This is a genomic window from Caulobacter segnis ATCC 21756 (assembly GCF_000092285.1).
Taxonomy (GTDB): domain Bacteria; phylum Pseudomonadota; class Alphaproteobacteria; order Caulobacterales; family Caulobacteraceae; genus Caulobacter; species Caulobacter segnis.
On sequence record NC_014100.1, the window covers coordinates 2,221,597 to 2,236,618 of the forward strand.

Annotated in this window: 11 protein-coding genes and 1 pseudogene; 10 read left to right on the top strand and 2 right to left on the bottom strand. The window is 66.9% G+C overall.

Annotation, left to right across the window (positions count from 1 at the left end):
• Positions 1 to 14: 14 nt before the first annotated feature.
• The 7 genes from CSEG_RS10205 (at position 15) to CSEG_RS10235 (ending at position 7,829) form a co-directional block, all read left to right on the top strand.
• The gene (locus CSEG_RS10205) at positions 15 to 980 is read left to right on the top strand and encodes an ABC transporter substrate-binding protein (protein WP_013079155.1); all 966 of its coding nucleotides are present in this window, start codon (positions 15 to 17) and stop codon (positions 978 to 980) included.
• Between the two features lie 128 nt (positions 981 to 1,108).
• Positions 1,109 to 3,286, top strand: coding sequence for a TonB-dependent receptor (locus CSEG_RS10210; RefSeq protein ID WP_013079156.1), 2,178 nt, complete (start codon positions 1,109 to 1,111; stop codon positions 3,284 to 3,286).
• 3 nt (positions 3,287 to 3,289) lie between these two features.
• A complete protein-coding gene (locus CSEG_RS10215; protein WP_013079157.1) occupies positions 3,290 to 3,901 on the top strand; it encodes a cysteine dioxygenase family protein in 612 nt (203 codons plus the stop codon).
• On the top strand, positions 3,898 to 5,475 hold the full coding sequence (locus CSEG_RS10220; RefSeq protein WP_013079158.1) for a rhodanese-like domain-containing protein: 1,578 nt from the start codon (positions 3,898 to 3,900) through the stop codon (positions 5,473 to 5,475). The genes CSEG_RS10215 and CSEG_RS10220 overlap by 4 nt, the downstream gene beginning before the upstream one ends.
• Before the next feature lie 8 nt (positions 5,476 to 5,483).
• Positions 5,484 to 6,122 carry a glutathione S-transferase family protein gene (locus CSEG_RS10225; protein WP_013079159.1) on the top strand — a complete coding sequence of 213 codons (639 nt, stop codon included), beginning with the start codon at positions 5,484 to 5,486 and terminating at the stop codon, positions 6,120 to 6,122.
• 90 nt (positions 6,123 to 6,212) lie between these two features.
• Complete coding sequence (locus tag CSEG_RS10230; RefSeq protein ID WP_013079160.1) at positions 6,213 to 7,307, top strand: LLM class flavin-dependent oxidoreductase; 1,095 nt, start codon at positions 6,213 to 6,215, stop codon at positions 7,305 to 7,307.
• Between the two features lie 3 nt (positions 7,308 to 7,310).
• A complete protein-coding gene (locus CSEG_RS10235) occupies positions 7,311 to 7,829 on the top strand; it encodes a flavin reductase family protein (RefSeq protein ID WP_013079161.1) in 519 nt (172 codons plus the stop codon).
• 337 nt (positions 7,830 to 8,166) lie between these two features.
• On the opposite strand, the gene CSEG_RS10240 is transcribed toward CSEG_RS10235, so the two are convergent.
• Together CSEG_RS10240 and CSEG_RS10245 are read right to left on the bottom strand one after the other, a co-directional pair.
• Entirely contained in the window at positions 8,167 to 8,361 is a 195-nt protein-coding gene (locus CSEG_RS10240; protein WP_013079162.1) for an SDR family NAD(P)-dependent oxidoreductase, read from the bottom strand.
• 99 nt (positions 8,362 to 8,460) lie between these two features.
• A complete protein-coding gene (locus tag CSEG_RS10245) occupies positions 8,461 to 9,897 on the bottom strand; it encodes an efflux transporter outer membrane subunit (protein ID WP_013079163.1) in 1,437 nt (478 codons plus the stop codon).
• A gap of 93 nt (positions 9,898 to 9,990) precedes the next feature.
• Between CSEG_RS10245 and CSEG_RS10250 the strand changes: the two genes are divergently transcribed.
• The 3 genes and pseudogenes from CSEG_RS10250 to CSEG_RS10260 all read left to right on the top strand — a co-directional run bounded on the left by CSEG_RS10250 (position 9,991) and on the right by CSEG_RS10260 (position 14,901).
• Positions 9,991 to 10,614 carry a TetR/AcrR family transcriptional regulator gene (locus CSEG_RS10250; protein WP_013079164.1) on the top strand — a complete coding sequence of 208 codons (624 nt, stop codon included), beginning with the start codon at positions 9,991 to 9,993 and terminating at the stop codon, positions 10,612 to 10,614.
• Between the two features lie 102 nt (positions 10,615 to 10,716).
• Positions 10,717 to 11,805 (top strand): efflux RND transporter periplasmic adaptor subunit, encoded by a 1,089-nt coding sequence (locus CSEG_RS10255; RefSeq protein ID WP_013079165.1) that lies wholly within the window; start codon positions 10,717 to 10,719, stop codon positions 11,803 to 11,805.
• A pseudogene (locus CSEG_RS10260) lies at positions 11,802 to 14,901 on the top strand (efflux RND transporter permease subunit). Before CSEG_RS10255 ends, CSEG_RS10260 begins: the two are co-directional and overlap by 4 nt.
• Positions 14,902 to 15,022: the final 121 nt, after the last annotated feature.

Below are 15,022 nucleotides of genomic sequence, written 5' to 3' on the forward strand. Positions count from 1 at the left end.
CGCCGCGCGACCTGATGGCCGGCGGCCTGTCGATCGCCGGACTTTCCATGGCGGGCCTCACTGCCTGCTCGCCCCAAAAGGACGCCAAGTCCGGCGACCTGTCGAACCTGACGCTGCGGGTGGCGACCTATCGCGGCAATCCCGAAAGCTTCTTCGCCGAGGCCGGCGTCGCCGACCCGCCCTACAAGCTAGCGCGCACCCAATTCGCCGGCGGCAACCTGATCGTCGAGGCGATCAACGCCCGCGCGCTCGACTTCGGCGGGATGAGCGAGATTCCGCCGATCTTCGTCGCGGGGCACCCGGGCAACCAGGTGAGGATCGTCGGCGTGCTGCGCAGCGACGTGAACAATCAGGTCGTGCTGCTGCCCAAGGGCTCCCCGGTCCAGGACTTCAGCCAACTGAAGGGTAAGCGCGTCGGCTATGTGAAGGCGACCACGTCGCACTACATCCTGCTGCGCCTGCTGAACAAGGCGGGGCTGACTTGGGCTGACATCACGCCCGTGGCCCTATCGCCGCAGGACGGCTTGGCCGCCTTCCAGAGCGGCGCTCTCGACGCCTGGATCATCTATGGCGTGATCGTCTACCAGGCGCGGGAGGCCGGGGCGCGGGTTCTGACCACGGCCCAGGGGATCCTCTCGGGCAACTACCTGATCACGGCCGCCCAGGACGCGCTGGACGACCCGGCGCGTCTGGCGGCGATCGGCGACTACGTGAGCCGCTACCGCAAGGTGTTCGACTGGATCAACGCCGACGGCGAGCGCTGGGCGCGCGTGCGGGCCCAGGCCACGGGCGTCAGCCAAGCCTATTACGAGCAGGAATTCCGAGAACGCAGCACCGCTTCGATCCTTGAACCGATCAGCGAGGCGGCGATCGCCTCTCAGCAGGCCGTGGCCGACACCTTCGCGGCCGCGAAGGTCATTCCAGCGCGTGTCGAGGTGAAGTCACTCTGGAATGATCGCCTGACGCCCTACCTCAAGTAGATTGAGTTTATCAAATATAGATCATCACAAATGATGATTTAAGTAAAATTAGTCGCTTGAAGATTTTATATTCGTTGAGGCGAGACTGAGCAGATGGCAAATCCCTATGAAATAAATCGGGGATAGACATGCGTAATCGCCCTCTGCGAAATCTTCTACTTTTGAGCTCGGGCCTCGCCGCTTTCGGAACGGCGAAGGCCGCTGAGCCGACACCCGCCGTCGACGGCGCCGCGCCGGCCGTCGAGCAGGTCATCGTCACCGCCGAACGGCGAGCGACCGATCTGCAGAAGACCGCCATCGCCATTTCGGCCTTCGGCCAGCAGGTGCTCGCCGATCGCAAGATCGACAACATCCGCGACCTCTCCGGCCAGATCCCGAACCTGTCGATCAGCCGGGTCACGATCAGCCACACCACCCAGACCTACGCCCTGCGCGGCGTCGGCGAGGCCGATCCGATCCAGGAGCCGGTGCTGGCCGTCTATGTCGATGACGTCTACATCCCGCGCCAGATCGGTTCGATGGTCGAGTTCAACGACCTGGAGCGGGTCGAGGTGCTGCGCGGCCCGCAAGGCACGCTCTATGGCCGCAACTCCAGCGCTGGGGCCCTACGCGTCATCACTCGCGATCCGGGCCAGACCCTGCGCGCGAAGGCCGAGGTGGGCCTGGGTAACTACGGCGCGGTCGACGTCCGCGCGCTGATCGAAGGGCCGCTGGTCTCGGACAAACTCTCGGGCAGCTTCTCGTACATCCACCACAAGCGCGACGGCGTCACCTTCAACCCGACACTGAACCACGACGTCAACCGCATCGACCTCGACGCCTTCAGGGCCAAGCTGCGATGGACGCCGACCGACCGGCTGGACGCCTTGCTGACGGTCAACGCCCTGCGCGATCGCAGCGACACGCGCAGCTATATCCCGGTCAAGCAGCCCGGCGGCGCGTTCCGCAAGGATCGGTCTTACTCTGAGGTCGAGCCCGTCCAGGACCTCGACCAGGCCAGCGTCTCGCTGCGCGTGCAGTATGACCTGACCGAACAATTGAAGCTGAAGTCGATCAGCGCCTATGGCGGCTTCAACCTCAACCCCGTCGCCTACGACAACGACGGCGAAGCGGCGCTGATCCAGAAGAACCTGATCCATTACAACGATCAGTACGCCACCCAGGAACTACAGCTGAACGGCGACTTTGGCGCTCTGACCTTCACCAGCGGGCTCTTCTATCTGCACGAGCGCTTCTTCGTGCAGCGTGACGGCTACAGCCGCCGCAACGCCCAGGCGACCGACCCGACGGTGACGCCCGGCAACTACAACTTCGCCCGGGCCCACAACATCACCAACACCGACGCCTACGCCGTCTTCGGCGAGGCGACCTGGAAGGCGACCGACCGCCTCTCGCTGACCGGCGGCCTGCGCTGGACCAACGAGAAGAAGGAATTCGTCTTCGACAACAAGGGCCTGAACCTGGCGGGCCAGGTCGTCTCGCAGTCGATCAGGGGCAAGGCCGACAAGACCTGGTCAGCAATCACGCCCAAGGTCTCGGCCCAGTTCCAGTGGACGCCGGACGTCCTGCAGTACGTCAGCTATTCGAAGGGCTTCAAGTCGGGCGGCTTCGACAACCGCGCCACGCGGCTGGATCTCGCCACCCTGCCATTCGCGCCCGAGGACGTGACCACCTATGAGACGGGCCTGAAGACCCAGCTCCTAGACCAGCGGCTGCGGGCCAATCTGGCGGCCTTCTACAACGACTATCAGGACCTGCAGGTCTCGTTCTACGATCCGGCCTATGTCGGCAGCCGCCGAGGCAACGCGGGCAAGGCCCACACCTATGGCGTCGAGCTCGAGACCGACGCGCGCCCGACCGAGCGTCTGGGCGCCCAGTTTAGCGTCGGATGGCTTTACGCGATCTATGACGACTACAAGGGCGCCGGCGGCGCCGGGGTGAACGCCGATGGCAATCGCCTGCTGAACTCGCCCCGCTGGAGCGTTTCGGGCGGCGTGACCTACGACCCGGACCTCGACATCCCAGGCTCGCTTCGCCTTGGCTTGAACGCCCAGTGGCAGAGCGGGATCGTCACCAGCGCCACGCCGGCTGCCGGCGGCCAGAACGACATCCCCTCGCAAGGCTTCCTGAACGGCGTCGCGACCTGGACCACGCCCGACCCGCGGTGGGCCGTCAGCTTGTCGGTCCGCAACATCCTCAATTCGCAGAAGGCGGTCAGCTCCACCTACACGCCGTCGACAGGGATCTACCTGCTGAACTTCGCCGATCCCCGGACCTACCTCGTCACCCTCAAATACGTGCTGTAATCCATGAGCCAGCATCGCCCTCATCGCCTGTCCGACTTCGTCGCCGACCTCTCCGCGCTGCTGGATCGCACCGGCGACGAGGCGGTTATCCTGCGCGAGGGCGGCGCGTTGCTGGCCGAACTCGTGGCCCAGGACGACTGGCTGCCCGAAGCGCAAAGCCTGCCGGATCCGACGCGCTACCAGCAGTATCTGCTGCACCGTGACCCGGCCGGGCGGTTCTCGGTGGTCAGCTTCGTCTGGGGACCGGGGCAAGCCACGCCGGTCCACGACCATACGGTCTGGGGCCTGATTGGCGTGCTTCGGGGCGCCGAGCTGTCGCAAGCCTATGACCTGACCGACGGCGCGCTGACCGGCGTCGGTCCTGTCCATCGCTTGGAGCCCGGCCAGGTTGAGGCCGTGTCGCCCACCGTCGGCGACATCCACCGCGTCGCCAACGCCTTCGAGGACCGGACCTCAATCAGCATCCACGTCTACGGCGCCGACATCGGGACGGTGAAGCGCTCGACCTACGACGCCAACGGCAAGCCCAAGACCTTCATTTCCGGCTACGCCGACGTCCCGCCGCCCCTCCTGTTCGATCGCGCTAGCGCCCTGGCCTACGGAGCCGCCGAATGACCCTGCCCCTGATCACGCCGCACGAGGTGCGCCGCGACCTGATCGCCCGGCGCGAGATCGCCCTCCTGGACCTGCGCGAGGAAGACCCGTTCGCCAAGGCCCACCCGCTGTTCGCCTCGCAACTGCCGCTCAGCCGGCTGGAGATCGAGATCCTCGACCGCGTTCCCCGCAAGGCGACCAAGATCGTGCTCTACGACGACGCCGAGGGGCTCGTGGCGCCGGCGGCCGAGCGGCTCGCGGCGCTGGGCTACACGAACGTTCACACCCTGCATGGCGGCCTCGCCGGCTGGCGCGCGGCGGGGTACGAGCTGTTCCAGGACGTCAACTCCTACAGTAAGGCGTTCGGCGAGCTGGTCGAGGCGCGCCGCCACACGCCCTCGCTACCGGCCCAAGAGGTCAAGGCGCGGATCGACGCCAAGGCCGACCAGGTGATCCTCGACGCCCGCCGGTTCGAGGAATACGCCACCATGAGCATTCCCGGCGGCATCAACACGCCCGGCGCGGAGCTGGTGCTGCGAGCGCGCGAGCTGGCGCCGGACCCGTCCACGACCATCATCGTCAACTGCGCCGGCCGCACGCGGAGCCTGATCGGCGCCCAGTCGCTGGTGAACGCGGGCCTGCCCAACCCCATCTTCGCCCTGCGCAATGGCACCATCGGCTGGACCCTGGCCCAGCAGACGCTCGAGCATGGCCAAAGCCGCAAGTTCCCCAGCGTGGGCGAGCAGACACTGGAGGAGGCTCGCGCTCGCGCCCACGACGTGGCCTATCGCGCCGGCGTGCGCAGGGTGGACGCCCAAGGGCTGGCCGATCTGGCCAAGGACATCGACCGCACCCTTTATCGCTTCGATGTCCGGACGCCCGACGAATACGTCGCCGGCCACATTCCAGGCTTCCGCTCGGCGCCCGGTGGCCAGCTCGTGCAGGAGACCGACGTCTTCGCGCCCGTCCGAGGCGGCCGGATTGTGCTGGCCGATGACCTCGGTCCCCGCGCCGACATGACGGCCTCGTGGCTCGCCCAACTGGGTTGGGAGGTCTATGTCCTGGAAGGCGGCTTCGGCGGCGCGCTGGAGCGCGGCCTCTGGACGTCCAGCCTTCCCGCCCTCCCCGAGGTCGAGACCATATCGCCGCGCGACCTGGCTCAAGCCATCGCCGACGACGCGGTCGTGGTCATCGACCTCGCGCCCAGTCCGGTTCACCGCAAAGGCCACGTTCCAGGGGCCTGGTTCGCGATCCGCGCGCAACTGGATGTCGCGGTGACTCAGGTCCCGCCCAACACGACCATCGTCCTGACATCGCCCGACGGCGCCCTGGCGACTTTGGCCGCGCCCGAGTTGGAAGCCCTCACCGATAGGCCTGTCCGAGTCCTGGCCGGCGGTACGGAGGCTTGGATCGCCGCCGGTCGCGCCGTCGAAACGGGCCTGGTCCGCCCCGCCAACGCCCCAACGGACATCTACAAGCGCCCCTACGAGGGCACGGACAACGCCGCCGAAGCCATGCAGGCCTACCTCGACTGGGAATTTGGCCTGGTCGACCAGCTGGCCCGCGACGGCACGCACGGCTTCTACGTGATCTGAGGCTGGCGATGACCCTGCAACTCTATTTCGCGCCCGGCGCATCGTCTCTCGCGCCCCTGGTGGCGCTCGAAGAACTCGACATTCCCTATGTCGGGCATCGCTTGGATCTCGCCGCCGGCGATCAGCGCAAGCCCGAATACCTAAAGGTCAATCCGCGCGGTCGCGTGCCGACCCTCGTGGTCGACGGCCAGCCGGTGACCGAGGTTCTGGCGATCCTGACCTACCTCGCCCACCGCTACCCGCACAGCGAGCTCCTGCCGCTGGCCGACCCGTTGAACCTGGCCAAGGCCTACGAGGTGATGAGCTGGTTCGCCAGCACGGTGCATGTCGCCTTCGCCCAAATCGCCCGGCCGGAGCGCTACGCCGACGACGAGGCGACCAAGGCCGCTCTGGCCACGCCCGGAGAAGCCCGGTTCGCGCGCACGCTCACCGACATCGAGCACCTCGCGCGAGGCCCCGGCCCCTGGCTGCTGGGCGACGCCTTCAGCGTTGTCGACGCCTACGCGCTGGTCATCTGGCGTTGGGCGGAGCGGCGATCGATCGACACCGCCCTCTATCCGGCCTGGAGCGCCAAGGCCGCCCGCGCCTTCGCGCGTCCCTCGGTCGTGCGCGCCCTGCGCAAGGAGGCCGCGCCCGTCACCGCCTGATGAGCCTTGCTCATAACCCACCTCAGAACTCCTCGCTCATCGTCGAGGACGCCCCGCCCTAACATCCGTCCAACCACATTGGAGAACGCCATGAGCGTCGAATTCATCGGTTTCATCGGCACGCAACACGCCTCCGAGATCCACCCGCCGACCGGCCCGGCCATCGACGTGGCCTATGTCGAAAAGACCGCCCGCGTTCACGAGGAAGGCGGCTTCGACCGCGCGCTGGTGGCCTTCCACTCGACGGGGCCGGAAAGCCAGTTGGTCGTGGCGCACGCCGCCTCGGTGACCAAGCGCCTGAACTTCATGATCGCCCACCGGCCCGGCTTCACCCAACCGACCCTGGCGGCGCGCCAGCTGGCAACGCTGGACCACTTCACCGGCGGCCGCGTAGCGGTGCACATCATCACCGGCGGCTCGGACGAGGAACTCGCCAAGGACGGCGACCACCTCACCAAGGACGAGCGCTACGCCCGCACCAGCGAGTACCTGGACATCGTCCGCGCCGAGTGGACGGGCGACAAGCCGTTCGACTACGAGGGCAAGTACTACAAGGTCGACCAGGGCTTCGGCGCGGTGAAGCCGCTGCAGGCGCCGCACATTCCGATCTATTTCGGCGGCTCGTCCGACGCCGCTATCCCGGTCGCCGGTAAGCACGCAGACATCTTCGCGCTGTGGGGCGAAACCCAGGCGCAAGTGCGCGAGACGATCGCCCGGGTCCGCGCGGCGGCCGCCAAGCACGGTCGCCAGGTCCGGTTCTCGTTGTCGCTGCGCCCCGTGATCGCCGATACGGAGGAAGCCGCCTGGAAGCGTGCGGACGAGATCGTCGAGCGCACCAAGGCTCTACGCGAAGCGGCTGGCCTGCCGACCAGCGGCCATCGCCCGCCCAACGCCGGTTCGCAGCGCCTGCTCGACGCCGCCGCCCAGGGCTCGCGCCTGGACAAGCGGCTATGGACCGGCGTCGCGGCCGTCACCGGCGCGCAGGGCAACTCCACGGGCCTGGTCGGCACGCCCGAACAGGTCGCCGAGAGCCTGCTCGACTATTACGATCTGGGCGTCTCGACCTTCCTGATCCGGGGCTTCGACCCGGTCGAGGACGCGATCGGCTATGTCCGCGATCTGATCCCGCTGGTCCGCCAGCTGGTCGCCGAGCGTGACGCCAACCCGACGGCCGTGGCGAGCTGAGCCATGGCCTACGACGCCGCCTCGCCATCGCGGTCCGCCGCGCCAGTCCAGGCTGACTTCCCGAAGCAGGCCGACTTCAAGGAGGTCCTAGCCCACTTGGCGGGCGGCGTCGCCATCATCTCCTGCTGGGACGAGGATACGCCGCGCGGTCTCCTCGTCAGCTCGATCACGGGGCTCTCGGTCAAGCCGCCTCGGTTCCTATTCTGCGTCCGCAAGGAGGCGGGGTGCCACGACGCCTTGGTGGGCGCGACCGAGTGCGGCGTGACCTTGCTCAGCGCCGACGATCAGGACGAGGCTTGGCGCTACGCCAGCTCCGCTCGCGCGTCAGAGCGCTTTTCGCCTGAACGCTGGCGCCTGTCGCCGGAGGCGCCGCCTGCCTATCGCGGCGGGCTTGCGAGTGCGCGCTGCGTCATCGACAGCATCGCCGACGCCGGAACGCACTCGATCCTCATCGTGACGGCGACGGAAAGCTCGCTCTCCCCCGCCCAGCCGCTTGTGGCCTGGAACAGGGGCTTCCTCTAGCAGCGGCGGCTCCTCTCCGGAGCCGCCTTCTCTCATCTTCAGGCCGTCTCGATCGGAATGTGTGGCTTGGTGTTGGGATAGATCAACTCGACGGGCGGCTCGTCGGGGCCCGGCTTCTTCATGCCATAGGCATTCACCGGCTGAGACCGGTTGATCCACGCGGTTAGTGGATGTGGTCCGAACGCGGATCGTCCGTGTTGGGGTGCAACAGGATGCACCTGCACACTAGGTGGATGAACCGCATGTTCCAGACGCTGAAGGGCATGCTCGCGGACATCCCCTCCCTCTCGATCCGTCTTCACCACACACAGCCGCGAACTGGCGAAAGTATTTGACTTCAAACGGCCCGAGCCAGGGATCGTAAAGGGCGGATATCCATCTCGATGAGCGTCACCCCATCGATGCGCTCGACCTTCGCGGTGTCGCGCACCGTGCCATAGACCCGGCACCCGGCCCGGGCAAACCCAATGGCGGCGGCGCGCCCTATGCCGGATGAAACCCCGGTGATGAGGACGACTTTCGGACCAGGCATATCTCTTCCTTCATGATGATCTTGGATTGGGGAAAAGACGCGCCGCGCCGAGGACCTTTCCTGGCGGAGAGAGCGTCCAACTTCATCGCTAGGCGGGCGTCAGGACTCGCTCCAACCTCCGCCCAGCGCCTGGAACGAGCGGATCGCCGCGCGCGCGGCTTCGGTTTTGGCTTGCGCCCGGGCGTCGCGCACGGCCAGCAGCCGCGCGTCGGCGTCGAGCACCTCCACGAGACTGACCGCGCCAGCCTCGTAGGCCGCCTGCGAGGCGGCGCGGGCTTTCGCCAATGACGTCTCACCGTCGGATAGGACGCGCGATTGGTCCTCGCGCTTGACCAGGCTGACGAACGCGTTCTCGACGTCCTCGCTCGCTCGCAGCACGGCTTGCTGATAAGCCGCAAGCGCCTCGGCCTTACGCCCTTTCGCCGCCTTGACCTCTGCGTTGACACGACCGAAATCGAACAGTCGCCAGCGCAGCCCCAACACGCCCTGCGCCTGGGTCGCCGGCCCCTCGAACAGCGTGTCGCGGCTGGTCGTCGCGGTTCCGACCAATCCGCTAAGCGATAGCTTGGGAAAGTACTGCGATAGCGCCGATCCAACCTCGGCGTTGCTGGCGCGCAGGCGCTGCTCGGCGACGATCAGGTCAGGACGGCGGCGCAGAAGCTCGGCGGGGCCGCCGGCGTCCGCGAGACCAGGCGCGGCGGGGATCGCGGACGGTGTGACCAGTTCCGCGCGATAGGTCCCGGGCTGAGCGCCCTGGATCACATCCATGGCGTTAAGCGCCGCCTCGAGTCCCGTCTCAAGCACTGGGATGCTGGCGAGCGTCTGCGCCAAGCCGCCTTGCGCTTGTCGCAGTTGCAGGTCCGCGGCGGCGCCGCGCTCGTACAGCAGGCGCACGGTTTCGACGAGCCTGGACTGGGTCTCGGCTTGGCGGCGCGCGATCGCCAGCCGCTCCTGGAGGCCTCTCACAAGCATGTAGGTGTCGGCCGTCTGGGCGGCGACGGTCAGCCTGGCCGCCGCCACGCCGGCCTCGGCCGCATCGTATCGCGCTAGGGCCGCCTCGCGATCTCGCCGGGCGCCGCCGAAGACGTCGAGCTCCCATCCCGCGACCAGATTGCCTTCATAGGAGGATCCGTCACGGTCGAAGCCAGGCGTGGCGGACAGGAGGCGCCCCGTCGGCGTCTGGGTGGAGGCGTGAACCGTAGCGGCTTGGCCTTGGATCGAAGCCGACGGCAAGAGCGCCGCCGTGGCCGCGCCAAGTCCGGCCCGTGCCTGCGTTACGCGAGCCGTCGCCTGAGCCAGGTCCAGGTTCTGGGCCAGGGCTCGGCCGACCAATCGGTCGAGGACCGGATCATTGAAGCCGCGCCACCAAGTCTCGGCCGGCGCTGGGGTGGCGATCCGCGCGGCGATAGCCGGCTGCCCCATGAAAGCGCCCGCCTTGGGCGCGGGGGGCGCGACATAGTCCGGACCGATGGCGCAGCCCGAAAGGAGGGTGGCGCTGGTAGCGGCCAGCAAGGCGGGGAAACGGACAGAGCGCATGGGACTCCCGCTGAGCTCAGATGAAACCTGTGACCATATGCTGATATCGTCACTCGTTTGTCAATCTCATCGGCCGATGCTAGCGTCCCCGCCATGAGCACGATCGACTCCTCTTCCTCGATGGCGGGCCAGCGCGGTCCTACCGAACATGGCGTCCGCGATCAGATCGTCGATGCGGCGCGGGAGCATTTCAGTCGCTTTGGCTACGGCAAGACCACGGTCGCGGACCTGGCCAAGGCGATCGGATTTTCCAAGGCCTACATCTACAAGTTCTTCGATTCCAAGCAGGCGATCGGCCAAGCGATCTGCACACAAACCCTTGAACAGGTTTTCGCTGGGGGCACGGCTGGCCTCGTCGAGGGCAAGTCGGCATCAGACAAATTACGTCGATTTTTCAATGGAATAGTGACGGCTAGCGCCGAACTCTTCTTCGAAGACAAGATGCTCTACGACATCGCCGCCCATGCGGCCGAGGAGCGCTGGCCCTCGGTGATCGCCTACATGGAACGCGCCGAGGAGACGCTGAAGGCGATCATCCTCGCGGGGCGGGAAGCCGGCGAGTTCGAGCGCAAGACGCCGATCGACGAGACCTGCGAGGCGATCCTGCTGGCCATGCAGAGCTTCATGAATCCGCTGATGCTCAAGCATAACCTGGAGGGCCTGCCCGAGGATCCCGCCAAGGTGATCAACCTAGTCCTGCGCAGTCTCGCGCCGTAGCTTCAACGCTGCGACACAACGACACCGATATCGTGACCAGTTGACATATTGGTCACAGGATATCAGCTTAAGCGTCTTCCGTTCAGGCAGGACCCTTAAGCCATGTCGTCTCGAACCCTCGCCGTCGCCCTGCTCTTGGGCGGTCTGGCGCCCCTGGCCGCCTGCGGCGGTAAAGCTGACGCGGACGACCCGCGCACCGCGCCCCCCCTTGTCCGTGTGGCCACGGCGAGCCCGGCGGCAAGCGGCGAGCGGCGGTTCACCGGCATCGTCACGGCGCGCGTCCAGAGCGACCTAGGCTTCCGGGTTGGTGGCAAGGTCGTGGAACGCCTGGTCGACGCCGGCCAGACGGTTCGCCGCGGCCAGCCGCTCATGCGGATCGACGCCACCGATTACGCCCTGGCCGTCTCGGCTCAGAACCAGCAGGTCGAAGCCGCGCGGGCGCGGGCCCAGCAGACGGCTTCAGACGAACGTCGCCTACGAGGCCTCGTCGCGGCGGGCGCCGTCTCCGCGATCGCCTATGACCAGGCAAAAGCCGCGGCAGACGCCGCCAAAGCCCAGCTCGACGCCGCCGAGGCCCAGGCGCGCGTGACCAGCAACGCCGCTGGGTACGCCCTGCTGACCGCCGACGCCGACGGCGTGGTCGTGGAGACCCTGGCCGAGCCCGGCCAGGTCGTAGGCGCTGGCCAGGCCGTCGTTCGCCTGGCGCAGGCCGGTCCCCGCGAGGCCACCATCACCCTGCCCGAGACGGTCCGCCCGGTGGTGGGTTCACAGGCCCGGGCGTTCGGCTTTGACGGCGGCGTTGTCGGCCAGGCCAGGCTTCGCCAGCTCTCCGACGCGGCCGACCCGCGAACGCGTACGTTCGAGGCCAAGTACGTGTTGACCGGCGCGGCCGCGCAGGCCCCGCTAGGCTCGACCATGATCGTGGCGCTGCCCACTCAGTCCGCCCCCGCGACCAAGGGCGTCGAGGCCCCGATCGGGGCGCTCTACGACACCGGCAGGGGCGCTGGCGTGTGGGTGATCAAGCCTGGGGCTTCGACGGTCGAATGGAGGCCCGTGCGCGTAGCCGGCGTCAGCGCCGAAACCGTGACGATCACCGATGGCCTTCGCGGCGGCGAACAGTTCGTCGCCTTGGGCGCCCATATGCTGCACCAGGGCCAGCGCGTCCGCGTCCAGACCGGAGCGGCGCGATGAACTTCAATCTTTCCGCCCTGGCCGTCCGCGAGCGATCGATCACGCTCTTTCTGATCATCGCCATGACCTTCGCAGGCGCGTTCGCCTTCATGAAGCTCGGTCGCGCCGAGGATCCCAGCTTCTCGATCAAGGTGATGACGGTCGTCAGCGCCTGGCCCGGGGCGACGGCTCAGGAGATGCAGGACCAGGTCGCCGAGCCGCTCGAGAAGCGGATGCAGGAGCTGAAGTGGTACGACCGCTCCGAGACCTTCACACGTCCGGGGCTGGCCTTCACCACTCTGACGTTGAAGGATCAAATCCCAGCCAAGGAACTGCAGGAGCAGTTCTACCAAACCCGCAAGAAAATGGCCGACGAGGCGCCCAACCTGCCCCGCGGCGTGCTGGGGCCGTTCGTCAACGACGAGTACGGCGACGTGACCTTCGCGCTCTATGCGCTGAAGGCCAAGGGCGAGCCCCAACGCCTGCTGGTCCGTCAGGCCGAGACCCTGCGCCAACGCCTTCTGCATGTGCCCGGCGTCAAGAAGGTGCAGATCATCGGCGAGCAGCCCCAGAAGATCTTCGTCGAGTTCAGCCAGGCGCGCCTGGCGACCTTGGGTGTCAGCCCCCGCGATCTCTTCGCCGCACTGAACGACCGCAACCTCGTCACCCCCGCGGGGTCGATCGAGACGCAAGGCCCGCAGGTGCAGATCCGCCTCGACGGCGCCATCGACAGCCTGGAGACCATCAAGGAGACGCCGATCGTGGTCGGCGGTCGGACGCTCAAACTCGGCGACATCGCCGACGTCAAGCGCGGCTACGAGGACCCCGCCACCTTCCTGATCCGCAATGGCGGCGAGCCATCCATCGTGCTGGGCGTGGTGATGAAGGATCGCTTCAACGGCCTGGAGCTGGGCAAGAACCTCGAAAAGGAAGCCAAGGCGATCCAGGGCGAGATGCCGCTGGGCATGAGCTTTTCGAAGATCACCGACCAAGCGGTGAACATCCACGAGGCCTACGGCGAGTTCATGCTGAAGTTCTTCGTGGCCCTGGCCGTGGTCATCGTAGTCAGCCTGATCAGCCTGGGTTTCCGCGTGGGCGTGGTCGTGGCCATGGCCGTGCCCCTAACCCTGGCTGGCGTCTTCGTGATCATGCTGGTCACCGGCCGCGACTTCGATCGCATCACCCTGGGCGCGCTTATCCTGTCCCTGGGCCTACTGGTCGACGACGCCATCATCATCATCGAGACGATCGTGGTGAAGATGGAGGAAGGCAAGGACCGCATCTCGGCCGCCACCTATGCCTGGGGACATACGGCCGCCCCGATGCTGGCCGGCACGCTGGTCACGATCATTGGCTTGATGCCAGTGGGCTTCGCCAAGTCCACGGCGGGCGAATACGCCGGCAACATCTTCTGGGTGGTCGGCTTCGCCCTGATCACCTCGTGGTTCGTGGCGGTGATCTTCACGCCCTATCTGGGCGTCCTGATGATCCCCAAGATCAAGCCGATCGAAGGCGGACACGGGGCGATCTATGACACCCCGCGCTATCGCAAGCTGCGCGCCATGGTCACCTGGACCGTGGTCAACCGCTTCAAGGTCGCGGCTGGCGTTGGTGTGGCCATGGTCGTGGCCGTGCTGATGATGGGCGGCGTCAAGCAGCAGTTCTTCCCGCTGTCGGATCGCCCCGAGGTTCTGATCGAGGTGCAGATGCCGGAGGGGCAGAGCATCGGCTCGACCAGCCAAGCCGTGGCCAAGGTCGAGGCGTGGCTGGCCAAACAGCCGGAAGCCAAGATCTATACGAGCTACATCGGCCAAGGCGCGCCGCGCTTCTTCCTGGCGATTTCGCCCGAGCTGCCCGACCCGTCGTTCGCCAAGATCGTGGTGCTGACCCCCAATGAAAAGGCGCGCGACGCCCTCAAGAAGCGCTTCCGCCAGTTCGCGGCCGACGCCTCGGTTCCGGGCGCGAAGCTGCGCGCCACCCAGATCGTCTTCGGCCCGCCCTCGCCGTTCCCGGTCGCTTTCCGGGTCATGGGGCCGGACGCCAACCGCGTCCGCGACATCGCCGAACAGGTCAAGGACGTGATGCTCCAGAACCCGGGCATGCGTCAGGTCAACACCGACTGGGGCGAGCGCACGCCGACCGTCCACTTCGTGCTTGATCAGGACCGTCTGCGCGCCTTTGGCCTGAGCTCCGCCGACGCCTCGCAGCAGCTCCAGTTCCTGCTGACCGGCGTGCCGGTGACGCAAGTGCGCGAGGACATCCGTTCGGTCGAGGTGGTGGCGCGCACCCGCGACCAGGACCGGCTAGACCCGTCGCGGCTGGGCGCTTTCACCCTGGTGGGCGCGTCGGGCGAACGCATCCCGCTCGACCAGATCGGCAAGGCCGAGATCCGCATGGAGGATCCCATCCTGCGCCGCCGCGACCGCATGCCGACCATCACCGCGCGTGGGGATATCGACGAGCGCCTGCAGCCGCCGGACGTTTCGATCGAGGTCCAGAAGTCGCTGCAGCCGATCATCAAGGCTCTGCGCGGCCGGCTACCGGATCGAAATGGGCGGCTCGATCGAGGAGGCCGGCAAGGCCAACGGCGCCCTAGCCGTGGTCTTCCCGCTAATGTTCATCCTGATGATGGTGGTGATCATCTTCCAGGTCCGGTCGCTGTCGGCGATGTGGATGGTGCTTTTGACCGCGCCGCTGGCCCTGGTCGGCGTCGCCCCGACCTTGTTGATTTTCCATCAGCCGTTCGGGTTCAACGCGATCCTGGGCCTGATCGCGCTGGCTGGGATCATCATGCGCAACAGCCTGATCCTGATTGGCCAAATCCAGATCAATCAGGCCGAGGGGCTGGACCCGTTCCACGCCGTTGTCGAGGCTACCGTCCAACGCGCTCGACCGGTGATCCTGACAGCCTTGGCCGCCGTGTTCGCCTTCATCCCGCTGACCTTGTCGGTGTTCTGGTCCTCGATGGCCTACACCCTGATCGGCGGCACGATCGGCGGCACCATCCTCACCCTGGTCTTCCTGCCAGCGCTCTACGCGATGTGGTTCAGGATCAAGAACGCGCGGCCGGACGGAGCGTCGCGTGAGGCCGGCGAGCCACCAGCCCTGGCTCACTAGCGGCCTGGCGGCCGGCTCGTCGTCATCGCCTCTCCGCCCACGGAGGCGCGCGAGCCGGCCGCTTCAACTTTGGCGGGCTGGCGGATTCCGCTGGCGAACTATCCGACGCTGGGTCAGGGCT